The organism is Deltaproteobacteria bacterium, from assembly GCA_016874755.1.
GTDB lineage: Bacteria > Desulfobacterota > Binatia > UBA9968 > UBA9968 > DP-20.
In genome coordinates, this window is record VGTH01000010.1 from 117572 (window position 1) to 142181 (window position 24610).

A 24610-nucleotide genomic window follows, 5' to 3' on the forward strand; every position below is an offset into this window, starting at 1 on the left:
TGACCTACAAAACCGACACCGACTTTCGCAAAGCACTAGAAGAGCAATTGCGACTTCTTCCCCGCTTTCTCAATCTTGGCCCAGCTGTCGCGCAGGGTCACGGTGCGGTTGAAGACCAACTTCGAAGGCGACGAGTCGACCGCATCGACACAAAAATAACCTAAACGTTCGAATTGAAAGCGCTCGCCGGGTTTGGCGTTGGCGAGATAGGGTTCGACTTTGCACGTCGGCAAGACTTCCAGCGAATTGAGGTTTAGGCCGCTGAGCCAGTTGACGCCTTCGGGTACGTCGTCGGGGTCTTCTTTGTTGAAGAGTTGTTCGTAGAGGCGCACCTCGGCGACGCGGGCGTGGGTGGCGGAGACCCAGTGGATGGTCGCTTTGACTTTGCGGCTGGCTTGCGCTGAGCCGCTTTTGGTTTCGGGGTCGTACGTGCAGCGCAACTCGGTGATCGCGCCGCTCGGGTCTTTGACGACTTCGGTGCATTTGATGATGTAGGCGTAGCGCAGCCGCACCTCTTTGCCGGGGGAGAGCCGGAAAAATCCTTTGGGTGGCTCTTCGCGGAAGTCGTCCTGTTCAATGTAGAGCGTCTTCGAGAAGGGCACTTTACGCGTGCCGGCGGCGGGATCTTCGGGATTATTGACCGCTTCCAACTCTTCGACTTTGTCGTCGGGACAATTCTCCAAAACGACTTTGATCGGCCGCAACACCGCCATGACACGCGGCGCGCGCTTGTTTAGGTCTTCGCGCACGCTGTGTTCGAGCATGGCGATATCGACGGTGCTGTTGCGTTTGGCGACGCCGATGCGCTCGCAAAAGTTGCGGATCGCTTCGGCCGGGTAACCGCGGCGGCGAATGCCGCTCAACGTCGGCATGCGCGGGTCGTCCCAGCCGTTGACGTGTTTGTCCCTGACGAGCTGCAAGAGTTTGCGCTTGCTCAAAACCGTGTAGGTCAGGTTCAAGCGGGCAAACTCGATCTGCTGCGGATGATGAATCTTTAACTCGTCGAGGAACCAATCGTAGAGCGGCCGGTGGTCTTCGAATTCCAGTGTGCAGATCGAGTGCGTGATGCCTTCGATGGAATCCGACTGGCCGTGGGCGAAGTCGTAGGTCGGATAAATGCACCATTTGTCGCCGGTGCGATGGTGCGTGGCGCGCAAAATACGATACAGCACCGGATCGCGCATGTTGATATTCGGCGACGCCATATCGATCTTGGCGCGCAATGTCCGGCTGCCGTCGAGAAATTCACCGGCGCGCATGCGCGCGAACAACTCCATGTTCTCCTCGACATTGCGCTCTCGGTAGGGGCTATTTTTGCCCGGCTCGGTGAGGGTGCCGCGGTGCTCGCGCATTTGCTCGGCCGTGAGATCGCAGATGAACGCTTTGCCGGCTTTGATCAGGTCAACGGCAAAATCGTAGAGCCGCTCAAAATAATCTGAAGCGTAGAACTCGCGCCCCTCCCAGTCGAAACCGAGCCAGCGGACGTCTTGCTTGATCGATTCGACGTATTCGACTTCTTCTTTGCTCGGGTTGGTGTCGTCAAATCGTAAGTTGCACTTGCCGCCGAATTCTTGCGCCAAGCCAAAGTTCAGACAGATCGATTTGGCATGGCCGATGTGCAGGTATCCGTTCGGTTCAGGCGGGAAGCGGGTGTGCACGCGGCCGTTGTTTTTATTTTGCTTGAGATCGTCGCTGACGATGTTGCAAATAAAATGCGAGGGTGCCGCCTCCGGCGGCGCGCTGTTGCCAGAGGATCTATCCGACAGTACTTTTGTGTCCACAACCGCTGCTCCTTGGAATCTACCACTCTATCACATCTCGGGTGCGCGGCTAAAGTGCCGTTTGACGCTCAGAAACCGCCCTGTTACCTTGACTCGCATGGCTGAGATTCGCACCCGTTTCGCGCCCAGCCCGACCGGTTACTTGCACATCGGCGGGGCGCGCACGGCGTTATTCAACTACTTATTTGCGCGCCATCACGGCGGCAAATTCATTCTGCGCATCGAAGACACCGATCGCGAGCGTTCGACGCCGGAAGCGATCAAGGCGATTCTCGACGCGATGGCATGGCTTGAGCTCGACTACGATGAAGGGCCGTTTTATCAAACCGAGCGCTTTGCGATCTATCGGCAGCGCATTCAAGAGCTGCTTGCCAAGGGGCGCGCGTATCCGTGCACTTGCACAAGCGCAGAGCTCGACGCAAAGCGACAAGCCGCGCTCAAAGAGAAGCGCAAGCCGGCGTATGACGGCACCTGCCGGCCGCCCGAAGGCGTAGCGCCTTCGCTGCCCACGGATAAGCTCTACACGATTCGTTTTCGCTCGCCGAGCGCTGGCACGACCGTGGTTCACGATTTGATCAAGGGCGACGTGGTTTTCGACAATCGCGAGTTGGACGATTTGATTCTCGCCCGTTCGGACGGCACGCCGACGTACAATTTCTGCGTGGTCTGCGACGATATCGACATGCGCGTGAGCCATGTCATTCGCGGCGACGATCACCTCGCCAATACGCCGCGGCAGATTCAGCTTTATCAAGCACTGGACCACGCGCTGCCGCAGTTTGGCCACGTGCCGCTAATCCTGGGCACTGACAAAGCGCGCTTGAGCAAGCGCCATGGCGCCACTTCAGTGACCGCCTATCGCGACATGGGCTACTTGCCGGAAGCGGTAAATAATTACCTCGTGCGCTTGGGCTGGTCGCACGGCGATCAGGAGATCTTTTCACGCGCCGAATTGATCGAAAAATTTTCGCTGGAGTCGGTGGGCAAAGCGGCGGGTGTATTCAATCCGGAGAAATTTCTCTGGCTGAACACGCACTATCTGAAAGCGCGGCCGCTTAGCCAGTTGGCGCAGGATATCGTGCCGTTTCTCCAGGCCAAGGGTTTGACGGTGCCCACGGATAAGAGCTGGCTCGAAAAAATGATCGCGACGTTGATCGAGCGCGCCAAGACTTTGGCGGAGCTGGCTGACAAGGCGGAGTTCTATCTCGTCGGTGAGCTAACCATCGACGCAAAAGCCGCGCAGAAATTTCTAACCGCCGAGGCCAGAGAGCCAATGCGTGCCTTGACGGCGAAGCTGGATCAGCTAAGTGATTTCTCCGAGGTTGCCATCGAGCGAGTTCTCAACCAGACGTTGCAGGAGCAAAATCTACAGATGGGGAAACTCGCCCAGCCGGTGCGGGTCGCGCTCACCGGAACCACCGTCAGTCCCGGCATTCATGAAGTCATCTCTGTCCTTGGCAAAGAGCGGACACTGAAGCGTTTGCAAAGCGCGCTGACGCAGATCGCCTGATCGCGAACTCTTCTTGACAGTTCTGCAAACGCTGAGGCATATTGCGCTGTACCCGCAGCGAGCCCCAAGCGCATGAAAAAAATCCTGATCGTCGAAGATCACGCCGATATGCGCGAACTGCTGGTTTGGCAGATCGAGCTGATGGGGTTCGTTGCCATTCCTGCGAAAAACGGCAAGGAAGGTCTGGAAAGAGCGCTAGTAGAAAAGCCGGACCTGGTCTTGATGGATATCATGATGCCGCAGATGGATGGTTGGGAGGCGACGCGGGCGCTGCGCGCGCATGCCGACACGAAAGATATTCCGATTCTTGCCGCCACCGCGCTGTTCCGCGACGCCGACCTCAAAGCCTGCATCGATGCCGGCTGCACCGGCTACATCGTCAAGCCGTTTACTTTTCAAGAGCTGCAGGGGCGCGTGCGCGAGCTGTTGCCCGACAATGCCAAGCTGCCGACTTAGGGAGTTTCGCGTTGCGGGTTTCGCGTTTCGCGTTCTAAGCGCAGCCTTGGTTCTTCGATTGCTCGGGTGCGAGATTCAGGTATCTTGTCTTTCGTCATGCCTGCCAAGGACAAAGCGGTTGCGATCGTGAGACGTTTGCGCGCGGCGGGCTACGAAAGTCTGCTCGCCGGCGGCTGCGTGCGCGACCTTTTGCTCGGCAAAAATCCCAAAGACTACGACGTCACCACCAGTGCCAAGCCAGCGGAGATTGCGCAGATCTTTGCCGAGACCGTGCCGGTGGGCGCCCACTTTGGTGTGATGCTGGTAATGGTCGACGGCGAGCCCTTCGAAGTCGCGACCTTTCGCCACGACGGGCCCTATCTTGACGGCCGCCATCCGACCCATGTGCGCTTTGGCAGTCTGGAAGAGGACGTCCAGCGCCGCGACTTCACGATCAACGGCATGGTGTACGATCCGATCGACGACCGCGTGATCGATCTAGTCGGCGGCCAAGAAGACCTCAAACGGAAGTTGGTGCGCGCCATCGGCAACGCCCATGAACGGTTCGTCGAAGATCGCCTGCGCATGATACGCGCCGTGCGCTTTGCCGCGACTCTCGATTTTGCGATCGAAGATCAAACCATGACGGCGCTGCAAGAGTTGGCAGCGACCATCGGCATGGTTTCTTGGGAGCGCATCGGCGACGAAGTCACGCGCATCCTCACCGAGGGCAGGGCGCAGCGCGGGTTTGCGCTGCTCGAGGAGAGCGGACTGTTGCCGGCGATCTTGCCGGAGATTAGCGCGATGAAGGGGGTCGAGCAGTCGCCGGACTATCACCCTGAAGGCGATGTTTTCGTTCACACCTTGCTGCTGCTGAGTCATTTGCGAAATCCGTCGGAGACGCTGGCCTACGGCTGTCTACTGCACGATGTCGCGAAGCCGCCGTGCTTTCGCAAAGAAGGTGAGAAGATCACCTACTACGGCCACACCGAGCAAGGCGCGGCGATGGCGGAGGATATCTTGAAGCGCTTGAAGCGCAGCCGCGCCACGTGGGAGCGCGTCGCCTATCTGGTGCGCAACCATTTGCGCCACATGCAGGTGGCGCAGATGCGGGCGAGCACATTCAAGCGCTTTGTCCGCGAAGATGGGTTTGACGAATTGCTCGAACTGACTCGCATTGACGCACTGTCCTCCAATGGCGATTTACAATACTATCGCTATTGCCTGGACAAGCGCGCCGAATTAAAGGAAGAAGAGATTCATCCGGAGCCGCTTTTGCGCGGCCGCGATTTGATTGAGATGGGTTTTGCTCCGGGGCCGACATTTGGCGAGTTGCTCAAGCAAGTCGAAGAGGCGCAGCTAAACGGCGAGCTGCGCAGCCGCGCGGAAGCGCTCGGATGGGTCGAGAAAAACTTTCGTAGCCGAGGTTTACGTTGATGAAGAAGGCTCAAGCTTACCAAGTGATCGGTCAACCGCAGTTACGCAACGACGGCGAAGAAAAGGCCACGGGCAAAGGACTATACACGGTGGACGTCAAGCTGCCGGGCATGGCCCATGGCAAGATTCTGCGCAGCCCCTACGCCCACGCTCGGTTAGTCAAAGTCGACGCCGCCAAGGCGGAGAAGGTGCCCGGCGTGTTGGCCGTGATCACCCGCGACGATCAACGCGGCATCGCCATGTTCGGCGCCGCCTACAAAGACCAAACCATCGTGGCCGTCGACAAGGTGCGCTATGTCGGCGATCCGGTGGCGGCGGTGGCGGCGATCGACGAAGCGACGGCGGAGGCGGCGCTGGCGGAGATCGAAGTGGAATATGAGGGACTGCCGGCGGTGACTTCCATTGAGGGGGCCCTGGCGCCCGGCGCCGTGCTTGTGCATGAGTCGTCGTCGAGCGGCGGCGAATTGATGGGGCAGCACTACGAGACGCCGAAAGAGTTTGCTGGCAGCAATCTTTGTTACCGTTTTAGCTATAACAAGGGCGACGTCGAAGACGGCTTCAAGAAGTCGGATCATGTTTTCGAAGATACCTTCACGTTTCAGCGGGTGCAGCATTTTTCCATGGAGCCGCACGCCACGGTGGCGCAGGTCGACGGCGAGCATATTACTTTATGGGCTAGCACGCAGGAGCCGTTTACGCTGCGCGAGCATGTCGCTGAAATTTTTCATGTGCCGCTCAACAAAGTGCGCGTGATCGTGCCCTATCTCGGCGGCGGCTACGGCGGGAAACTAGCGGTCAAGACCGAACCGCTGGCCGTGGCGTTGGCGAAGAAAGCCAAGCGGCCGGTGCGGCTGGCGCACACCATTGAAGAGAGTTTCAAGACCGTGACGCGCCATCCGGCGCGGGTGCAAATCAAAACCGGCGTCAGCAAGGACGGCAAGTTGATCGCCCGGCGGTGCCTGATTCACATGGAAACCGGCGCCTACGCCGACGCCGGGCCGCGGGTCACACAGAAGGCCGGCTATCGCTGCTTCGGTCCTTATAAGCTCGCGCATATGAAGACCGACGCCTATACGGTCTACACCAACACCGTGCCGGCGGGCGCCTATCGCGGCTTCGGCACGCTGCAGGTGACCTGGGCTTACGAGTCGCAGATGGACATCATCGCCGCCAAGCTCGGCCTCGATCCGCTGCAATTTCGCATCAAAAATCTTTTGAAGAAGGGCGATCTCTACACGCCCGGCGACACGCCGGTGGACTGCGATCTCAGAGCCGGCCTAATGCAAGCGGCCGAGGAGATCGGCTGGAACGTCAAGAGCAAAAAAGCCGCGCAGGGTAACAAGGCGGTGGGCAAAGGTCTCGCGGTGTGCATGAAAGACGGCGGCGGGACCTACAAAGTATCGTCCGCCGCGGTGAAGATGAACGCTGATGGCAGCGTCGTCCTGCTGACCGGCACCGTGGAAGTCGGACAGGGGGCGCGCACGGCGCTAAGCCAAGTGGTGGCGGAAGAGTTGGCCGTCCCCTTCGACGCCGTCACCGTGGCGCAGCTCGACACTGATGTGACGCCCTACGATGTCAACACCAACGCCAGCAGCTCGATGGTCGTCATGGGTTTGTCGGTGCAGCGCGCAGCGCAGGATTTAAAAAAGCAGATCCTGCGCCATGCGGCCAGGGTGCTTAAAACCAAACCGGAAAAACTTGCGCTCGGCGGCGGCAAGGTTGTCGACGGCAAAGGCGCAGGCTTGGCGTTTAACCAACTGATGCAGAAAGTTTTTCTATCCAAGGCCGGCGAGATGATCGGTCGCGGCGCCTATCAATCGGTCAAGAGTCCCAAGGCCGCGCTCGGTTCGCCGACCAATTTTTGGGAGATCAGTTGGGGCGCAGCGGAAGTGGAAGTCGATCGCGACACGGGTGAAATTCAACTGCGCAAATATGTTTCACTGGCCGACGTCGGCCAAGCGATTCATCCGGTGCTATGCGAGGGGCAAGACGAAGGCGGAGTCATGAATGCCATCGGCCATACGCTGGTCGAAGAGATGGTTTACAAAGACGGCCAGCTGCTCAATCCCAACCTGGTCGATTATCGGATTCCGTCGTTTGCCAATTTGCCTAAGGACTTCGAAACGATTCTCGTCGAGAGCCACAATGGCCCGGGGCCATTTGGCTCCAAGGGCACGGGCGAAGGCGGCTTGTTGCCGGTCGCCGCGGCGATCGGTAACGCGGTCTATCATGCGACGGGATTACGGATGCATAACTTGCCGCTTACACCGGAGAAGGTCTGGCGCGGTCTGCAAGCTCGCAAAGCTGAGTAAAAAACCGCCGGAACTTTCTCGCGCAAAGTCGCAAAGCTCGCCAAGAGCAACGAAACTATCGTTCCGAACTTTGCGCTCTTTGCGCCTTTGCGCGAGGTGATCTAAATCCTCTTACGAGCCGCCTTTGATCATGCTGATCAGCAGTCCCTCGGGGAAGGGCACGTTCAACAGCTTTTCAAACAGACCCCAGAAAAATAGCCAGACGCAGACGGTCACGGTGACTGAAATGGCCCAGCTTTCTTTGCTGCCCACCTTCAAATAGAGAAAAATCACCAAGGGCACGGCGATCGAGAAGCCAAAAATCCAGATCGCCAGAAAACACCCGATTATCCAGATGGCGATGGCAATCGTTCTCTGCCAAGCCAATTTCGGGTCGACTTGGGCATGAGGATCGAACCCTTCTGCGCCTGTTTTGGCTTTCCTGCTGGCGAGATCGCGAAACAGCTGGCCGATGGCGAGGATCAGGGTGGGAATGCCAATGACCCAGGGAAACAGGCCGGCGCGAAAGCCGAAATTGCGGCTCTGCCAGAGTGCGAGGGCGAGCATGACGATGATGACAATAGTGAAAATCGCCGCCGGAGTTAGCTTGAACTCGCGGGGGCCTACGACCGGGGCTGGCGCGTCGCTAGAGATTTTTGCGCGGGCTGCGCGGCGCGCTGCGATCGTGGGGTAAAAGATGCCGAAAAGGGTGATGGCAAATATGGCGAGCACGGCCGGCCGCGCGGTCCACGCCAAGCCATAGTTGTCGGTCGACAAAAACAGCCGGTTCTCCGCCAGCGGGCCGAGCACGAGGCCCAGCAAAACCGGCGGGCGCGGCCAATCGAACTTTTCCATGACCCAGCCAAGGGCGCCGAAGAAAATCACCACGAGCATGTCTTCGAAGGCGTTTTTCTCGGCGAAGGAACCGAGAAAGATGAGCACTAGAATGATCGGAATGATGATGCTGCCGCGCACCTGGGTAACTCTCGCCAGCGGTTTCAGAAACATGAAACAGATCGCCACCGCGATCATGTTGGAAATGATGATGACCCAGACGAAGGAAAAGGTCAGATCGAGTTTCCCTTTGGGCGGCGGCACGAGCATGTCGGGGCCAGGGACGATGCCCTGAATGATGAAGGCGCCAAGCAAGATCGCCATGACCACGCTCGCCGGCACACCGAAGGCGATGGTGGTGATCAAGCTGCCGCCGAGAGTCGAGTTATTCGCCGCCCCCGGGCCCAAGACGCCGCGGATATCGCCTTTGCCGAAGTTCTCCTTGTTGGGCGAGCTTTGCACCGCGTGGGCGTAAGCCAGCCATTGGGTGGTCGCGGCACCCATGCCGGGTATGATGGCAATGACGGTGCCCAAAGCGCTGCAACGAATAACCAGCCAGAAGTGGCGAAAGGTGTCTTTGACCCCCTGCATGACGCCGCCGAGGGAGCCGACTTCCTGCTTGGCGATGCTCGTGCCCAAGACGGCCAGCTCGATGGTTTCGGGGATTGCGTAGAAGCCGATGGTAATTGGCACCAGACCAACGCCATCCCAAAGAAATAGCTGGCCGAAAGTGTAGCGTTGGATGCCGGAGATCGGATCGAGGCCAATCGTCGCGAGCATGAGGCCGATGCCGCCCGCGATGATGCCTTTCAACGGATCTTCGCCGCTCAAGGCGGCGACAAAAGAGATACCGAGAATCGCCAGCATGAAGAACTCCGGCGAGCCAAAGGATAGCACCAGAGGGCGAATGACCGGGATCGCTGCTCCCAACGCCACGCCGGCAAATACGGCGCCGACCAGCGAGCTCATCAAAACTGCGCCGAGGGCGCGGCCGGCTTCGCCATTGCGCGCCATCGCATGGCCGTCGATGATCGTGGACGCCGTCGTCGGCTCGCCGGGCACGCCGAACAAAACCGAAGTGATATCGCCGGTGGTTGCGGTCACGGCGGTCATTCCCAAAAGGAATGCAAAAGCTTCGACGGCGTTCATTTTGAAAACAAACGGGAGCATCAAAGCCATCGCGGTGGGGCCGCCAAGTCCAGGCAAAATGCCGACGACGAAACCGACCATGACGCCGACCATCATCAAACTCAGAGTCGACCAGCTAAACACCTGGACCAGCCCTGAGAAGAGCGCGCCGACCACATCCATAACAAATCACGTCCTATCTATGAGAATCGAGACTCCGATGGTCTCTATCAGTCATAGGGCGATTTGTAAAGGCTTTTTCTGGCAGGCATGACATTGTCAGATATTCGCTGGGTTTTGCTGAAGCAAGGAGATTACTGTCACGAATCTGCGGCCGGCGTCAAGAAAATGGATGTTGTTTTAGCTCAGGGCGCCTTCTACAATGACTGCTACCGACGGCAGGAAGGTGATGACCGATGGCGTTCAAAAACTTCATCGACGGCCAATGGCTCGATAGCGAGAGTGGAAAAACCTTTGAGAATCGCAATCCGGCTCGTCAAGGCGACTTGATCGGCCGGTTTCCCGCTTCCGGGCCAAAGGATGTCGACCGGGCGATGGCGGCGGCCAAGAAAGCCTTTGCGACCTGGCGGCTCGTGCCGGCGCCTAAGCGCGGCGAGATTCTTTACCGGGCCGGCGAGCTGTTGAAGAAATACAAAGAAGAGCTGGCGCGCATCGAAACCCGCGAAATGGGCAAGGTCTTGAAAGAGACCCGCGGCGACGTCCAGGAAGGGATCGACTGCGCCTTTCTGAACGGCGGCGAAGGCCGGCGGCTGTTTGGTGAGACCACGCCGGCGGAGCTGCCCAACAAGTTTGCCATGTCGGTGCGCGGGCCGGTCGGTGTGTGCGCCCTGATCACGCCTTGGAATTTTCCTTTGGCGATTCCCACCTGGAAGCTTTTTCCGGCGATTCTTTGCGGCAATACGGTCATCCTCAAACCGGCCGAGGACACGCCGCAGACAGCCGCGCGCTTTGTCGAGATTCTCAGCGAAGCCGGTGTGCCGCCGGGGGTGGTCAATCTAGTTCACGGCCGCGGCGAAGAAGCGGGCGCGGCGCTGGTGCGCCATCCCGACGTTCAATTAGTATCGTTTACCGGCTCGGCGGCGGTGGGGCGCGAGATCGCTTCGTGGTGCGGCCAAAATCTAAAACGAGTCTCGCTGGAATTGGGCGGCAAGAACGCGCAGATTATCATGGAAGACGCCGATCTCGAGCTCGCCATCGAAGGCGCGCTCTGGGGTGCCTTTGGCACTACGGGCCAGCGCTGCACGGCAACCAGCCGGTTGATTGTCCACCGCGATGTCGCCAGCAAAGTAACCGACGCGCTCGTCGCACGTGCGGAGAAAATCAGAATCGGCGAGGGCCTCGACGAGAGCGTCGAAATGGGGCCGCTGATCAATCAAGCAGCGCGCGACAAAGTGGCGCGTTACGTCGATATCGGCAAACAGGAAGGGGCGCGGTTATTGACCGGTGGGGCGATCTACAACGAAGGCGCGTGCGCCGATGGTTATTTCTTTCAGGCGACCATTTTCGATCAAGTGAAGCCCAACATGCGCATCGCCCAGGAAGAGATCTTTGGGCCGGTTCTATCGGTGATCGAGATCGCGAGCTTTGAAGAAGCGATCGCGGCGTTAAATAACACCAAGTACGGTTTGTCGAGTTCGATCTATACCAGCGATGTCACGCGCGCCTTTCGCGCCATGCGCGACATCGAAGCCGGCATCACTTACATTAACGGTCCGACCATCGGCGCCGAAGTGCACTTGCCGTTCGGCGGCGTCAAAGACACCGGCAACGGCCACCGCGAAGCGGGCACGACGGTGTACGATATTTTCACCGAGTGGAAAGCGATCTACGTCGATTACTCGGGCAAGTTGCAGAAGGCGCAGATTGATAACAACTGATAGCCGTTTGGGGTTTGGCGTCTAGGGTCTAGCGTTGGCCGGAACCGTCTTACGGGCGCTAACACGAGACGCCAGACCCTAGACGTTAGACTCAGAACGAAAGACTTAAATGAAAATCCCTCATATCAAAACGCCCCTTCCCGGTCCCAAAGCCAAAGTCATCGTCGATCGCGACGAGCGCTATTCGGCGCCGGCCTACGGGCGTGTCTATCCGTTGGTCGTCGAGCGAGGGCGCGGGTGCGTCCTCGAAGATGTCGACGGCAATTTGTTTCTCGATTTTATGGCGGGCATCGCGGTCAACAGCACCGGCCATGCGCATCCGAAAGTGGTCGCGGCCATCGAAGCGCAGGCGCGCAAGTTTTTGCACGTCTGCGGCAGCGATTTTTATTATGAACCGATGGTGCAGTTGATCGAGAAACTATCTCAACTGACGCCGGGCAAAGGCGATAAGAAAGTTTTTCTGACCAACTCGGGAACCGAAGCTGTCGAAGCCGCGATTAAGCTCGCGCGCTATCACACCAAGCGTCAGCACATCGTCGCGTTTCACGGCGCCTTTCATGGGCGGACATTGGGTTCTTTGTCGCTCACGGCGAGCCGGGCGACGCACCGCGCTCACTTCGGGCCGCTGATTCCCGGCGTGCATCACGTGCCCTACGGTTTCTGCAAGCGCTGCGCGTTTCATCAAACCTACGGCTCCTGCCAAATAGAATGTGTGAGCCATATTGAAAAAGTTTTGTTTCGCCACGAAGTGCGGCCGGAAGAAGTGGCGGCGATCTTCGTAGAGCCGATTCAAGGCGAGGGCGGCTATGTCGTGCCGCCCAAAGAATATCTGCCGCAGTTACAGGATCTCTGCCGGCGCCACGGGATTTTGCTGGTCGCCGATGAGATTCAGTCCGGCTTCGGCCGCACGGGGAAAATGTTTGCCTGCGAGCACTGGGGGATCGAGCCCGACATCCTGTGCGTTGCCAAAGGCATCGCTAGCGGCATGCCGATTGGTGCGATGATCGCGCGCGACGAGATCAGCACCTGGAAAGAGGGCAATCATGGCAGCACCTACGGCGGCAACCCAGTGGCCTGTGCTGCGGCGCTGGCGACCATCGCTGTGATCGAAGACGGCTTGGTGAAAAACGCCGCCGAGATCGGTGGCTATCTAAAGAATAAGCTCGAAGCGCTCAAGGCGCGCCGCCCAGTGATCGGCGATGTGCGCGGCATGGGTTTGATGCTCGGGGTTGAGTTCGTTGGCGGCGACGGGAGGCAAATCCCTGACGGGATACTACGCGATTGTGTCATGCAGAAAGCTTTCGAGAGCGGATTGCTTTTACTCAGTTGCGGCGAGAGCACGCTGCGCTGGTGCCCGCCACTGATCGTCAAGAGGGAAGAGGTGGATGCCGCGGTGAACGTGTTCGATGAAGCCGTTGGCGTGGCGCTGAAGTGAAAAGGATGGGTTCACGCCGCTACTGCAGTTTGCCTTCCAGCTCTTCAATCAATTTCGCCATCTCAGTGTCTTCCGGGTTAAGTCTTAGCGCGCCGCGAAATCCTTCGATGGCCTTGGAGATCATTTCCTTGTTCAGGTAAACCCGGCCGAGGTTCATGTAGGGAAAGTGGCGCGGCTCGTAGCGCTTGGCGAGCTTGGCTTTTTCCAGCCACGGGATCGCTTCGTCGAGTTTGCCTTGCTGCATCAAGTAAACGCCGATGTCGTTGTAGGGGTTGCCAAATTCGGGATCGACTTTGATGGCGATTTCGCACTCGGCAATGGCGTCGTCGATGCGCCCCTGAAAACTATAGGTCCAGCCTAAATAAGTATGCGCATCGGCCGTCGGACAAACGGCGATGGATTGTTTGTACAGGCGGATCGCTTCGTCGAGTTTGCCGGCCATCTGGTGGTCCATGGCGCGCTGTACTAACGCCATAGCTTTTTGGTGCTGTTCCTGTGTAGCCATAAGCTAGAAGCCAATGGATAGTTGATAATGGATAATGGACAATGGTTCGGAACTCCGGATTCCGAAGTTTTCCATTGTCAATTCTCCATTATCCATTTTTAAACTCCCCACCCTCCGCTGATCTGTATATTGGCTCCGTTAACATAGCGAGCTTCGTCTGACAATAGAAAACGCACCGCGGCGACGACGTCGTCGACGCTGCCCAAATATCCCGCCGGAATGGTCTTGAGCGCGCGATCGAGCTCGGCTTGGGGCGCGCTGCCCGAGTCGATGTAGCCCGGCGCGATGCAGTTCATGGTAATGCCATCGGCAGCGATCAACTTCGCATAGGATCGGGCCAGGGCGACCAGACCGACTTTAGTAATGTAATGGGCGGTCAGGTTCGGTTGCGCAATCAGCTGCTCGGCGTTGGCCATGGTAAAGCAAACGATACGCCCCCATTGCTGCTCTTTCATGATCGGTAGAACAGCTTGGGTCAGATAAAAAACCGGATGCAGATTGTTGTCGAACATCTCATGCCAGCCGGCGTTGGTTTCGCTGAGCAGCGACACGCGGTGGTAGGGGCCGGCACTGTTGATGAGCGCGTCGATGCGGCCCCATTCGTCGTGAACTCTTTTTACCAATTCCGCGCAGGCATTGGCGTCCGACACGTCGGAGCGCAGCGCCAAACCTTTGACACCGTGGGCGTTGACTGCAGCGATCGTATCGGCGGCTTCCTGGGCGCCGGTGCGATAGCAAACCGCCACCGACCAACCGCGCGCGGCGAGATCGAGCGCCACGCCGCGGCCGATGCCGCGGGCGCCGCCGGTGATGAGCGCAACCTTCGTCATAATGGATGGTGGACAATGAATGATTGATAATTCTCGGATCGCCGCATCGCCCGGTTATTATCCATTATCCATTGTCAATTATCCATTCGATTCGATCCCCATCACGGATTATCCATTAGTTTCCGGATGCATTCCAAGGCGCACTTGTGTTAGACTTCGAGGCAATGAACACAGACCCGCTCTCCTTCGAAGACCGGCCGGCGTTACGCAGCCCGATCCTCGTGCTGGCTTTTGCCGGCTGGAGCGATGCTGGCGCGGCCGCAACCACGGCGGTGCGTTATCTGGCCGATCAGTTGATGGCGAAGAAGTTCGCCACCATCGATCCCGAAGAATTCTATGATTTCTACCGGCAGCGGCCGGTGGTGCGCTTGAACGATAACAAGGTCCGGGAAATTCACTGGCCGTCTTTCGATTTTTACCATGGTCCGGCGATCGGCATGGAGAAAGATTTTGTTCTGGGCATCGGCGCCGAGCCGCACCTGCGCTGGCGCACGTTTACCGAGACCATGCTGCGCTTCGCCGGCGAATGCCAAGCGGAATTGATCGTCACGCTGGGCGCCTACCTCGACGAAGTGCTGTACACGCGACCGGTGCCGCTCAGCGGCTTTTCCACCGATCCGAAAATGGTCGAAGAGTTGGATCTCGTGCCGTCGCGCTACCAGGGCCCGACCGGCATCGTCGGCGTGCTCGCCGACGCCTGCCGTGTGCAGGGCGTCAAGCACCTGAGCCTGTGGGCGTCGCTGCCGCACTATCTATCGGTTTCACCCAACCCGCGCGGCACGCTGGCACTCTTGCTGCGCTTAAATCAATGGCTCGGTCTGCGCGTCGACACCAGCCCGCTCGAACGCGCTGCCGCGGATTTCCAAGCGAAGATCAACGATGCGGTGAACGCCGACCCCAAAATTTCTGCCTTTGTTCGCGACCTGAAGAAACGCGAATTCGAACAGTGAAGCTTTCCGTTCTGGTTCCGGTTTACAACGAAGAGCGCACGCTCGATGAAGTCATTGGCCGCGTCTGTGCCTTCCCTTTTCCCAAGGAAGTGATCTTGGTTGACGATGGCTCGACCGACGGCAGCCGTGAAATCCTCGAACGCGTCCAACGAAGCAACAGAGGCGCCAACGATCCGTACAACGAGATTAGGGTCTTTTTTCAGCCGAGAAACCAGGGCAAGGGGGCGGCCATCCGGACTGCCATAGGTCAGGTGACCGGCGATATCGTGTTGATCCAAGATGCCGATCTGGAATACGATCCGAAAGACTACCCCATCTTATTGGAACCGATTCAGTGTGGACAGGCGGATGTGGTCTACGGCACCCGTTTTGCCGGCGGCGGCGCTCACCGCGTGCTGTTTTTCTGGCACTCGATGGGCAATCGCTTTCTGACGCTCTTGTCGAATATGCTGACCAACCTAAACCTCTCCGACATGGAGGTCGGCTACAAGGTGTTTCGCGCTGAGGTTCTCAAGGGAATTAATCTAGAATCGAACCGGTTTGGCTTCGAGCCGGAAATCACCATGAAGCTCGCCAAGCGCGGCTGCCGGTTTTACGAAGTGCCGATCTCTTACTACGGCCGCACCTACGAGGAGGGAAAAAAGATCACCTGGAAAGACGGTGTGTCGGCACTCTACACGATGATCCGCTATCGCTTTTCGGACTAAACCCTCAGGCGTGCGCTACTTCTTGGGCGCACCGCCGAAATCGGCTTTGCTCTTGAGCAGCCGGACCAGCTCTTCATAGGACTTTTTGTTGATGACGCGGTCGAACTGGGAGCGATAGTTGCTCACCAGGCTGATGTTCTCGGCGACTAGGTCGTAAACCCTCCACTCGCTGCCGATTTGCTGGGCCTTGTAATTGATCGAGTACTCCTGGCCTTTGGCGGTTTGAATTTTGCTCACCACTTCGACAAACGACCCGTCGAGACGCTCGTTTAGATAAACCACTTTTTCGTCCGAATAGGACTCGATGATATCGGCGTAGGCGCGTTCCAACAAATCGGTAAATAGATTGACGAACTCTTTTTGCTCGGCCTCAGAGCGCTTGCGCCAATGGGCGCCTAGTGACCGTTTGGCCATTTCGGCGAAGTCGAAACGGGTGAAGAGAATCTTCTTGAGCTCATCGCGTCGCTCTTTGGTTTTGGCTTCGCCTTTGTAACGCGGGTCTTTAAGGACGACAATCGCCTTGTCAACGGTGGCTTTGATTTGATCCGTGGGGATGCCGGCTGTGGCAGGGGCTGCTCCGGACACCAGGACAAGACAAAAAACGGCAATCGCTGCTTGCTTCCATTTACTTTGTGTTCTCATCCTTTTTTTCACCCTTGCTAGATGTCAAATCGCCAGCGACGAATTTTCCTATAAGGTCCGGAATGTCGGGCGGCGAATCGGTTTCGCGAATTTTGCCACCAGCCGGAATAATCTTCTCGGAAGCGCCCGGAGTAATCAAGACGAATTTGTCGCCAATCAGCCCCCGGGCGCGCACCGAGGCGATCACATCGTCCTGCAGTTTGACGCCGTCTTGCAAGCGTAATTCAAGTCGGGCGCGGTCGTCGGCGAGCTTGATCGCCTCGACCCGGCCAATGCGCACACCGGCGATCTCCACCGGATCGCCGGGTTTGAGCCCAGCCACGGACGGAAAATCGGCCGTCACAATGTAGCCGCCGCTGCCGAAGACCTCGAGCTTGCCTAGATTGATGGCTAAATAGCCCAAGCAGAGCAGCCCGGCGAGAACGAAAATACCGACCAGGATGTCGGTGCGTGAATTGTTATTCAAGCCAAAAACTCCCTACAAAACCTGAATGGGGCCGTCGGTCCGACCGTGAATGAATTGCTGCACGACCGGGTTTTCCGACGCGCAAAACGCTTGGGGCGGCAGGACCTGTTCGATCACACCGTTTGCGAGCATAGCAACGTAGTCGGAAATTTCAAAGACTTGTGGAATCGTATGGCTGACGACGATGCCGGTGAAGCCGAACTCCTTTTGCGTGCGCGCGATCAGCTGATGAATGCTGGTCGCCAATACGGGGTCGAGGCCGGTGGTTGGCTCGTCAAACAAGACGATTTGCGGGTCCATGATGAGCGCGCGCGCCAGCCCGGCGCGTTTTTTCATGCCGCCGGAGAGCTCGGCGGGAAGTTTGCCGCCCATCTTGCCGAGGCCCACCTGCTCGAGCCGCAGCTCGACCTTTTTCTTTATGGCGCTTTCGCTGGTGCGGGTCTTTTCGCGCAGCGGAAAGGCGACATTATCGAAGACGGTCATCGAGTCGAGCAGCGCGGCGCCTTGGAAGAGCACGCCGAACTTGGCGCGAATCTCGTAGAGCTCTTTCTGCGCGAGTTTAGTGATATCGACGCCTTCGACAAAAATCTCCCCGGAGTCCGGCCGATAGAGCGCGTTTAAGTGCTTCATCAGAACTGTCTTGCCGCAGCCGCTGGTGCCGACGATGGTGGTGATTTTGCCGGAGGCGAACTCCAGGTTAACGCCCCTAAGCACTTGCTGGCCGCGAAAGCCCTTGTACAGGTTGGCGACTTTAATCATGGTCAGAGCATGATGGAAGTCAGGAAGTAGTCCCAGACCAGGATCATCACGAACGAGAGCACCACCGACTCGGTGGTCGCCTGGCTGACGCCAGTCGCCATGGGCGGTGCATAGAAGCCCTTGTAGCAGCAAATCCAGGTGATGATCACACCGAAGGAAAGCGATTTGACAAAACCCATGTAGACATCGGAGAACACAATGCTGCTATCCATGCCGGCAAAGAAACTGCCGGAACTGACGCCAAGCAGGCTGACACCGACGAGAAAGGCACCGAAGATGCCGACGACATCGAAGATCGCCGTCAGGAGCGGCATGGCGATCAAACTGGCAACCAGGCGCGGCGTGACTAGATACTTCACCGGGTTAATCGCCATCGAATCCAAAGCATCGATCTGCTCGGTGGCGCGCATGGTGCCTAGTTCCGCCGCCATGGCCGAGCCGGTGCGCCCGGTGACCATAAACGCCGAAAGCACTGGACCCAATTCACGCAGGAGGCCCAGGGCGGCGGCCGAGCCGAGAAAACTCTCGGCGTTGAATTTCCGCAGGCTGTAATAGCCCTGAAAGCCCATGACCATGCCGGTGAAAAATCCCGACAGCGCGACCACCGAGAGCGAATCGACGCCGATGGTTCTAATGTGATGAACGATCAGGTAAATCTTGGCTGGCGGCCGAAAGGCCAACAGGAACGCATGGATGAGAAACGAAAACATGCGCCCCATGCTTGCAACTTGATCGATGGCGAAGCGGCCGGTGCGGCCCAAAAATGACAGCATGGGATTTGGCAATTTAGAGTGGGGAGCTATGGGATTTAAATTAAATACCGAAAAGCCCCCGGTGTTTCAAGGCGATCTGCGCCATTAGCCACTCAGAGATCATGACGCACAGTAGCGCAACGCTGGATGTCCTGTTCGACGGCAAACTACGGTTTTTTCAAAGCAAACGGGGCTACCGTTTTTCGCTGGACGCGCTCTTGCTGCCGGCTTTCGCGACCGTGCGTGCGCGCGATGCGGTGGCCGATCTGGGCACCGGTTGCGGCGTCATGGCGCTCATCCTGGCGCGGCGCTATCCGCGGATAAACGTTCTGGGCATCGAATATCAGGCCGCGCTGGCGCGGCAGGCGCAGCGCAACGCGCAGGAAAACGGTTTTGCCGAGCGCGTGGAAATCATCCAAGGCGATATTCGCAACATCGCCAGCTTGGCGGTAGCGCAGAGTTTTGATGCGATCGTTTGCAATCCGCCCTATCGGCGGGTGGCGAGCGGCCGCACCAGCCCCAACGATGAACGGCGCGCCGCGCGTCACGAGCTGCATGGCGGGTTAGAAGATTTTCTCAACGCCGCTGCCTATCTGGCAAGAAACAAGGGGCACGTTGCTTTCGTTTATCTCGCCGATCGCGCGGTTGAGTTGCTTGTTGGGCTGCGCGCTCGGCGGCTCGAGCCCAAGCGCGTGCGTTTCGTGCATTCTTTTGTCGGCGCGGAAGCGTCGCTGGTGCTGGTGGAAGCGGTCAAGGCGGGCCGCGCGGAGGTGAAAATTTTGCCGCCGTTGATCGTTTATCGTGAAGGGAAAGAGTACACCGACGAGGTGGCGGCGATCATTCGCGGCTGAGGGCTTGAATGGGGTTAGGCCGTTTTCGGTTTTCGTTTGGCGAAGTTTCTCAACATTCGCTCGAAGGCTTGCCGAATATCGGGGTCGTCGATCGTCTCGAGAAACGCCGTGTCGACTTTGCGCGCTGGCGCCGGCTCTTCTTTGAGCTTTTGCGGCACGTCGGCGGCTGCGTCATCGATCGGTTGAATCTTGCCGACGATGAAAAAAATATTCTTCACGAGTTCGGCGCCGAGGCGTTGGTTGAGCTTGTCGGCAATCATCTCTTTCATATACTGCAGCTGCTGCATCCATACCGAGCTGGAGACTTTAATAAAAAGCGTGCCGTTGCGAATCTTTTCCGGCTGGGCGTTGTTTGCCACGGTCTTGCCGACGACGTCGTTCCAAATCGGCCAGACGCCGTACTCGTCCAAACGGGTGCCGAGGTCAAGCCGTTTTAGCGATTGGCTAAGGACGGCGCCGACACTTTCGGTCTCTAGTCTTCGGCTAGGCATGGTGGTTGGCCTGACGGTAGCAAATCTGACGACGCGAAGCCAAGCCACAACCACTGTCAGACCCAAGTTCGTGGACAATAGCTGCTGCTTCGATTCCGGCCCGTGCCGGCATGACCGAACCCCGGCGTAGGCCGGGGGCCACGCATTGGCCTGAGAGCGGAGCCTGGCGTGAGCCAAACAGCAGCATTTTTGAACCGGTTTGAGCTTCGTTCAGGAGCGCCTCCTTGATCCAAACCCCGCGAAAAATATTGCAAAACGATGGGCCGAAAAAAAATAATTGACAAATGCGCCAATTGCTTCTAATACTACCAATCCTAGTGCTTGCCTAATTGTTGTTCCACAATATATTGATTTTGGTAAGAGGAGAGAGAGGAGATAGGGAGATGGCAAATACGGTATCCCAGGCGACCGATTTTGGCGTTATTTCAGGGAGTGAAACGGCGAAAAGCGGGCTCAAAATACCCCGCTATTTTACCCAGGCTGGGGTGAATCCGTTTGACGAGGTCGAATGGGAGCTGCGCTCGGCGTCGATCACCAACGAGAAGGGCAAGGTGGTCTTCGAGCAAAACAATGTCGAGATTCCCAAGGCCTGGTCGTTGATGGCCACCAACGTGGTGGTGTCGAAATATTTCCGCGGCGCGCTCGGCACGCCGCAGCGCGAGCATAGCGTGCGCCAGATGATCGGCCGGGTGGTCGACACGATCACCGGTTGGGGCCGCAAGGACAGCTATTTCACCACCGAGGACGACGCCAAAGCCTTTTCCGATGAGCTCACCCACATCCTTTTGCACCAAAAGGCCTGCTTCAATAGTCCGGTGTGGTTTAACTGCGGCATCGAGCCCAAACCGCAGTGCTCCGCCTGCTTCATTCTTTCGGTGGAAGACACCATGGATTCGATCCTCGATTGGTACCGGAAAGAGGGCGTGATTTTCAAAGGCGGCTCAGGCTCGGGCGTCAACCTGTCGAAGATTCGGTCGGCTAAAGAACAGTTGGCCGGCGGCGGCACGGCGTCCGGGCCGGTATCCTTCATGAAAGCGGCCGACGCCTCGGCGGGGGTAATCAAGTCCGGCGGCAAAACCCGGCGCGCCGCCAAGATGGTCGTCTTGAACATCGACCATCCTGACGTCGAAGAGTTCATTAAGTGCAAAGTCGAAGAGGAGAAAAAGGCCTGGGCGCTGATCGAAGCCGGCTACGACGCGAGCCTCGACGGCCCGGCCTACGGCAGCGTGTTTTTTCAGAACGCCAACAACTCGGTCCGCGTCACCGATGAGTTCATGCAAGCGGTGCAGGAAGACCGTGAGTGGAAGACCCGCTTCGTCACTGACCCGAACAAGACCAGCGACACCTACAAGGCGCGCGATCTCATGCGCATGATCGCCGAGAGCACCCATGCCTGCGGCGACCCGGGCATGCAGTACGACACGACCATCAACGATTGGCATACTTGCTCGAATACGGCGCGTATTAACGCCTCGAACCCATGCTCGGAGTACATGCACTTGGACAATTCCGCATGTAATTTGGCGTCGCTCAACCTGCTCAAGTTTTTGCGCGACGACGGCATGTTCGACACCGAGTCGTTCCGCCGCACGGTGGACATCATCATCACGGCGCAGGACATTCTCGTCGACAATTCGTCCTACCCGACCTCGGAGATCACCGCCAACGCCCATGCGTTCCGCGAGCTGGGCATCGGCTACGCCAACCTGGGCGCGCTGCTCATGAGCCTTGGTCTACCCTACGATTCCGACGGCGGCCGCGCTTACGCTGGCGCAGTCACCGCCCTCATGTCCGGCGAAGGCTACTTGCAATCTGCTCGAGTCGCCGCGGCGACCGGCACTTTTGGCGGCTACGAAGTGAATCGTCAGCCGATGCTGCGGGTGCTGAACAAGCACCGCTCGCAGGCCTACAAGATTTCACCGTCGCATGTGCCGCTCGATCTTTTGACCGCGGCACGCGAAGCATGGGATCAGACCTGCGCTGAAGCGGAGCGAAACGGCGTGAAGAACTCGCAGATCTCCGTGCTCGCACCGACTGGGACCATCGCCTTCATGATGGACTGCGATACCACCGGCGTCGAGCCCGACATCGCGCTGATCAAGTATAAAAAATTGGTCGGCGGCGGCCTGTTCAAGATTGTCAACCAGACCGTGGCGCGGGCATTGAAGCGCCTGGGCTACGACGTCAAGCAGATTCAAGAGATCATCGAATACACCGAAGAGCACGAGACCATCGAAGGCGCGCCGCATCTGCGGCCCGATGACTTGGCAGTGTTCGACTGCGCGTTTAAGCCGGCCAACGGCAGCCGCTCGATTCACTACATGGGCCACGTCAAAATGATGGGCGCGGTGCAGCCGTTTATCTCCGGCGCCATCTCCAAGACCATCAACATGCCCACCGACGCGACGGTGGAAGATATTATTCAGGCCTACATGGAGAGCTGGAAGCTGGGCCTGAAGGCGGTCGCGATCTACCGCGACGGCTCCAAGCGCACCCAGCCGCTCAACACGTCGAAAGAGAAAGAAGAGAAAAAAGACACCGTCGTCAGAGAGACCCGCATCGCGCGCCGCAAGCTGCCCGACGAGCGCCGTTCGATCACCCACAAGTTCGACATTGCCGGCCACGAAGGCTACATCACCGCCGGCATGTACGAAGACGGCCAGCCCGGCGAGATTTTCATCACCATGTCGAAGGAAGGCTCAACGATCTCCGGCTTGATGGATTCCTTCGCCACGGCGATCTCCATGGCGCTGCAGTATGGTGTGCCGCTCCAAGTGCTAGTCGACAAGTTCAGCCACATGCGGTTCGAGCCCTCGGGCTTCACCAAGAACCCCGACATCCCGATGGCCAAGTCGATCATGGACTACATCTTCCGCTGGCTCGCCAGTAAATTCTTCGACAAAGACGCCCAGCAGGAAGTCGGCCTGGTCGTAAGAGAGCCGGAAGCGAAGCAGGAGAGCGAAGAAGTCCACGCCAAAAAAGTCGTGCCGATCACCGCGGCAACCACCCCGCGTGGCGGCGCCCCGGTGGTGACGAGTATCAGCAGCGTGACCAGCTTGTATCAACAAGACGCGCCGCCGTGCCCGGATTGCGGTGCGATCATGATTCGCAGTGGGGCGTGCTACAAGTGTATGAATTGTGGGGCGGTGAGTGGGTGTTCTTGAGTCGGTGAAGTCTACATAGAGCGGACGATAACGGGTCGGTCGACTTGAGTTGGCCGACCCGTTTTAGTTTGAAGTCGCAAATTGCGACCTCAAACTAAAGCCGATGATTTTTCGCGCTGCATTCCTGCTCGCCGACCTGTGAGGGAAATTGCCAGGCTAATCAAATCGATTTTTCTCGGCTTCCTACGCTCATCTTCCTGCATTTACCCGCTCCGATCGAACCGTTTCAAAACTGGAGGAGGCTCTTGTTTACTGAATATAATTTCAGTATAGCCTCGGTTGCCGTGCTTAAAGACCTTAGATCGGTCTTTAATAGCTCTGCACCCGGGAGACACCATGGAAGACACCCTAGCATTGCATCCGGCATGCAAGCGCAAACCTATCGATCTACAGCGTCAGGCAATCCGCACGGCAAAGTGACCAACAGGTCATGGGTCCAGCGCTCCAGCGCGCGCCGACAACACATCCATGCCATTACGAGCGGCGGCGCCCCGAAGAAACCGTCCTGCATCGATTAGTTCAAGAAAACCTCGAAACCTTCTTCGCCCAGGTCGAAGCCGAGAGAAGCAGCGGCTTGCCGGAGTTTGTTAAAGACGAGTTTGATGCCTTTCTCGCTTGCGGCGTTCTCGCGCACGGCTTCCTCCGGCTGCGCTGTAGCGAGTGCGGTTGCGAGAAGCTGGTTGCGTTTTCATGCAAGCGGCGTGGCTTTTGCCCCTCCTGCGGCGCCCGGCGTATGGCGGAAACCGCCGCCCACCTGGTCGATCACGTCATCCCACTGGTCCCGGTGCGCCAATGGGTGCTCTCGTTGCCGATCCCGCTGCGCCTTTTGTTAGCCGCTCAGCCGCAACTCCTCGCGCCGCTATTGCATACGATCCACCGCGCCATTGCCGGTTTTCTAGTCAAGCGGGCGGGCTCTAAACTTAGCCGAGCCGACACCGGCATGGTCACGCTTATCCAGCGCTTCGGCTCGGCGGCCAATCTGAATATTCATCTGCATTGCCTGGTGCTCGACGGTGTCTACCTAAACCGCGACGGCGTACCGCTCTTCCACGAGGCGGCGCCTCCTACAGTGGAAGAGCTGGAAGCTCTACTCGCCAAAATCATCACGCGCACCATGCGCCTATTGACGCGCCTGGGCGCGGTCATCGAGGAACCAGACCAGACCTACCTCGCTGAAACGGATACCGACGGCGCGCTCAAGGCTTTGCACGCCGCCTCTTGCACCTATCGTATTGCGCTGGGCCCACGCGCTGGTCAGAAAGTGCTGAGTTTGCAAAGGCTGCCGAGCCAAGTCAGACCGTCCGCCCCGGAGCTGCGCGTCAACGCGCACGGCTTTAGCCTGCACGCGGCGCTGCGCTGGGGCGCCGATCAGCGCAAGGAACTCGAGCAGCTCTGCCGCTACATCGCCCGGCCGGCCATCGCCAACGAACGGATCAAGCGTAACCGCGCCGGCCAAATCGTCCTGCAACTGAAGAGTCCGTACAAAGACGGCACCACCCATATCGTCATGGAGCCATTGGAATTCATGGAGCGGCTGGCGGCTCTCGTGCCGCGGCCGCGTCTGCACCTGATTCGCTTCCACGGCGTGCTGGCGCCCAACGCCAAGTTGCGCAGTCAAATCGTTCCCACTGCTCCGCTAGAGCCTCCCAGCGAAGCCCCAACCGCTGAGGCCCCTGCGCAGAAAAAAACGCCGCGTGTGAGCTGGGCTCGACTGCTCAAACGGGTCTTCGACCTTGACATCGAG

20 protein-coding genes are annotated in these 24610 nt (G+C 58.3%); 11 read left to right on the forward strand and 9 right to left on the reverse strand.

Annotated elements, in window-relative coordinates; translation table 11 throughout:
* Nucleotides 1–35 precede the first annotated feature (35 nt).
* Nucleotides 36–1766: a glutamine--tRNA ligase/YqeY domain fusion protein gene (locus tag FJ145_08600; GenBank protein ID MBM4261477.1), complete on the reverse strand. Its 1731-nt coding sequence runs from the start codon at nucleotides 1764–1766 to the stop codon at nucleotides 36–38.
* A gap of 112 nt (nucleotides 1767–1878) precedes the next feature.
* On the opposite strand from FJ145_08600, the gene gltX reads away from it, so the two are divergent.
* The 4 genes from gltX to FJ145_08620 all read left to right on the forward strand — a co-directional run bounded on the left by gltX (nucleotide 1879) and on the right by FJ145_08620 (nucleotide 7475).
* Nucleotides 1879–3291 (forward strand): glutamate--tRNA ligase, encoded by a 1413-nt coding sequence (gene gltX / locus FJ145_08605; GenBank protein ID MBM4261478.1) that lies wholly within the window; start codon nucleotides 1879–1881, stop codon nucleotides 3289–3291.
* Nucleotides 3292–3363: 72 nt separating this feature from the next.
* Nucleotides 3364–3747 carry a response regulator gene (locus FJ145_08610; GenBank protein ID MBM4261479.1) on the forward strand — a complete coding sequence of 128 codons (384 nt, stop codon included), beginning with the start codon at nucleotides 3364–3366 and terminating at the stop codon, nucleotides 3745–3747.
* Nucleotides 3748–3843: 96 nt separating this feature from the next.
* Nucleotides 3844–5163 (forward strand): CCA tRNA nucleotidyltransferase, encoded by a 1320-nt coding sequence (locus FJ145_08615; GenBank protein ID MBM4261480.1) that lies wholly within the window; start codon nucleotides 3844–3846, stop codon nucleotides 5161–5163.
* Nucleotides 5163–7475: a xanthine dehydrogenase family protein molybdopterin-binding subunit gene (locus tag FJ145_08620; GenBank protein ID MBM4261481.1), complete on the forward strand. Its 2313-nt coding sequence runs from the start codon at nucleotides 5163–5165 to the stop codon at nucleotides 7473–7475. Before FJ145_08615 ends, FJ145_08620 begins: the two co-directional genes overlap by 1 nt.
* Nucleotides 7476–7586: 111 nt before the next feature.
* Here FJ145_08620 and FJ145_08625 read toward each other — a convergent pair whose 3' ends face one another.
* Nucleotides 7587–9599, reverse strand: coding sequence for a hypothetical protein (locus tag FJ145_08625; protein ID MBM4261482.1), 2013 nt, complete (start codon nucleotides 9597–9599; stop codon nucleotides 7587–7589).
* A 233-nt stretch (nucleotides 9600–9832) separates the two neighbouring features.
* Here FJ145_08625 and FJ145_08630 point away from each other — a divergent pair, with 233 nt between their 5' ends.
* Nucleotides 9833–11314 (forward strand): aldehyde dehydrogenase family protein, encoded by a 1482-nt coding sequence (locus FJ145_08630; GenBank protein MBM4261483.1) that lies wholly within the window; start codon nucleotides 9833–9835, stop codon nucleotides 11312–11314.
* Nucleotides 11315–11423: 109 nt separating this feature from the next.
* The gene (locus FJ145_08635; protein MBM4261484.1) at nucleotides 11424–12749 is read left to right on the forward strand and encodes an acetyl ornithine aminotransferase family protein; all 1326 of its coding nucleotides are present in this window, start codon (nucleotides 11424–11426) and stop codon (nucleotides 12747–12749) included.
* Between the two features lie 19 nt (nucleotides 12750–12768).
* Here FJ145_08635 and FJ145_08640 read toward each other — a convergent pair whose 3' ends face one another.
* Nucleotides 12769–13254 (reverse strand): tetratricopeptide repeat protein, encoded by a 486-nt coding sequence (locus FJ145_08640; GenBank protein ID MBM4261485.1) that lies wholly within the window; start codon nucleotides 13252–13254, stop codon nucleotides 12769–12771.
* 98 nt (nucleotides 13255–13352) lie between these two features.
* Entirely contained in the window at nucleotides 13353–14087 is a 735-nt protein-coding gene (locus FJ145_08645; protein ID MBM4261486.1) for an SDR family oxidoreductase, read from the reverse strand.
* A gap of 161 nt (nucleotides 14088–14248) precedes the next feature.
* Here FJ145_08645 and FJ145_08650 point away from each other — a divergent pair, with 161 nt between their 5' ends.
* Both FJ145_08650 and FJ145_08655 read left to right on the forward strand, forming a co-directional pair.
* Nucleotides 14249–15034: a PAC2 family protein gene (locus tag FJ145_08650; GenBank protein MBM4261487.1), complete on the forward strand. Its 786-nt coding sequence runs from the start codon at nucleotides 14249–14251 to the stop codon at nucleotides 15032–15034.
* Complete coding sequence (locus FJ145_08655) at nucleotides 14893–15741, forward strand: glycosyltransferase family 2 protein (protein ID MBM4261488.1); 849 nt, start codon at nucleotides 14893–14895, stop codon at nucleotides 15739–15741. The genes FJ145_08650 and FJ145_08655 overlap by 142 nt, the downstream gene beginning before the upstream one ends.
* 15 nt (nucleotides 15742–15756) lie before the next feature.
* On the opposite strand, the gene FJ145_08660 is transcribed toward FJ145_08655, so the two are convergent.
* The 4 genes from FJ145_08660 to FJ145_08675 are packed head-to-tail and all read right to left on the reverse strand — an operon-like array spanning nucleotide 15757 to nucleotide 18381.
* Nucleotides 15757–16383: an ABC transporter substrate-binding protein gene (locus FJ145_08660; protein ID MBM4261489.1), complete on the reverse strand. Its 627-nt coding sequence runs from the start codon at nucleotides 16381–16383 to the stop codon at nucleotides 15757–15759.
* Entirely contained in the window at nucleotides 16367–16849 is a 483-nt protein-coding gene (locus FJ145_08665) for an outer membrane lipid asymmetry maintenance protein MlaD (GenBank protein ID MBM4261490.1), read from the reverse strand. The genes FJ145_08660 and FJ145_08665 overlap by 17 nt, the downstream gene beginning before the upstream one ends.
* A gap of 12 nt (nucleotides 16850–16861) precedes the next feature.
* Nucleotides 16862–17608, reverse strand: a complete 747-nt coding sequence (locus tag FJ145_08670) for an ABC transporter ATP-binding protein (protein ID MBM4261491.1) — start codon at nucleotides 17606–17608, stop codon at nucleotides 16862–16864.
* Nucleotides 17609–17610: 2 nt separating this feature from the next.
* On the reverse strand, nucleotides 17611–18381 hold the full coding sequence (locus FJ145_08675) for an ABC transporter permease (GenBank protein MBM4261492.1): 771 nt from the start codon (nucleotides 18379–18381) through the stop codon (nucleotides 17611–17613).
* Nucleotides 18382–18482: 101 nt separating this feature from the next.
* Between FJ145_08675 and FJ145_08680 the strand changes: the two genes are divergently transcribed.
* Nucleotides 18483–19211 (forward strand): tRNA1(Val) (adenine(37)-N6)-methyltransferase, encoded by a 729-nt coding sequence (locus FJ145_08680; GenBank protein ID MBM4261493.1) that lies wholly within the window; start codon nucleotides 18483–18485, stop codon nucleotides 19209–19211.
* 14 nt (nucleotides 19212–19225) lie between these two features.
* Here the strand turns inward: FJ145_08680 and FJ145_08685 are convergent, their stop codons facing one another.
* Nucleotides 19226–19702 (reverse strand): DUF721 domain-containing protein, encoded by a 477-nt coding sequence (locus FJ145_08685; protein ID MBM4261494.1) that lies wholly within the window; start codon nucleotides 19700–19702, stop codon nucleotides 19226–19228.
* A 383-nt stretch (nucleotides 19703–20085) separates the two neighbouring features.
* Between FJ145_08685 and FJ145_08690 the strand changes: the two genes are divergently transcribed.
* Both FJ145_08690 and FJ145_08695 read left to right on the forward strand, forming a co-directional pair.
* Nucleotides 20086–22866: a vitamin B12-dependent ribonucleotide reductase gene (locus FJ145_08690; protein ID MBM4261495.1), complete on the forward strand. Its 2781-nt coding sequence runs from the start codon at nucleotides 20086–20088 to the stop codon at nucleotides 22864–22866.
* A 430-nt stretch (nucleotides 22867–23296) separates the two neighbouring features.
* Nucleotides 23297–24610, forward strand: a 1314-nt coding sequence (locus tag FJ145_08695; protein MBM4261496.1) for a transposase, incomplete at its 3' end; no start/stop codon positions are given.

Excerpts from the sequence above, each read along its gene's own strand:
- gltX (MBM4261478.1), top strand. The coding sequence starts at position 1,879 with ATGGCTGAGATTCGCACCCGTTTCGCGCCCAGCCCGACCGGTTACTTG.
- FJ145_08610 (MBM4261479.1), top strand. The coding sequence starts at position 3,364 with ATGAAAAAAATCCTGATCGTCGAAGATCACGCCGATATGCGCGAACTG.
- FJ145_08615 (MBM4261480.1), top strand. The coding sequence starts at position 3,844 with ATGCCTGCCAAGGACAAAGCGGTTGCGATCGTGAGACGTTTGCGCGCG.
- FJ145_08620 (MBM4261481.1), top strand. The coding sequence starts at position 5,163 with ATGAAGAAGGCTCAAGCTTACCAAGTGATCGGTCAACCGCAGTTACGC.
- FJ145_08625 (MBM4261482.1), bottom strand. The coding sequence starts at position 9,599 with ATGGATGTGGTCGGCGCGCTCTTCTCAGGGCTGGTCCAGGTGTTTAGC.
- FJ145_08630 (MBM4261483.1), top strand. The coding sequence starts at position 9,833 with ATGGCGTTCAAAAACTTCATCGACGGCCAATGGCTCGATAGCGAGAGT.
- FJ145_08635 (MBM4261484.1), top strand. The coding sequence starts at position 11,424 with ATGAAAATCCCTCATATCAAAACGCCCCTTCCCGGTCCCAAAGCCAAA.
- FJ145_08640 (MBM4261485.1), bottom strand. The coding sequence starts at position 13,254 with ATGGCTACACAGGAACAGCACCAAAAAGCTATGGCGTTAGTACAGCGC.
- FJ145_08650 (MBM4261487.1), top strand. The coding sequence starts at position 14,249 with ATGAACACAGACCCGCTCTCCTTCGAAGACCGGCCGGCGTTACGCAGC.
- FJ145_08655 (MBM4261488.1), top strand. The coding sequence starts at position 14,893 with ATGGCTCGGTCTGCGCGTCGACACCAGCCCGCTCGAACGCGCTGCCGC.
- FJ145_08660 (MBM4261489.1), bottom strand. The coding sequence starts at position 16,383 with ATGAGAACACAAAGTAAATGGAAGCAAGCAGCGATTGCCGTTTTTTGT.
- FJ145_08670 (MBM4261491.1), bottom strand. The coding sequence starts at position 17,608 with ATGATTAAAGTCGCCAACCTGTACAAGGGCTTTCGCGGCCAGCAAGTG.
- FJ145_08675 (MBM4261492.1), bottom strand. The coding sequence starts at position 18,381 with ATGCTGTCATTTTTGGGCCGCACCGGCCGCTTCGCCATCGATCAAGTT.
- FJ145_08680 (MBM4261493.1), top strand. The coding sequence starts at position 18,483 with ATGACGCACAGTAGCGCAACGCTGGATGTCCTGTTCGACGGCAAACTA.
- FJ145_08685 (MBM4261494.1), bottom strand. The coding sequence starts at position 19,702 with ATGCCTAGCCGAAGACTAGAGACCGAAAGTGTCGGCGCCGTCCTTAGC.
- FJ145_08690 (MBM4261495.1), top strand. The coding sequence starts at position 20,086 with ATGGCAAATACGGTATCCCAGGCGACCGATTTTGGCGTTATTTCAGGG.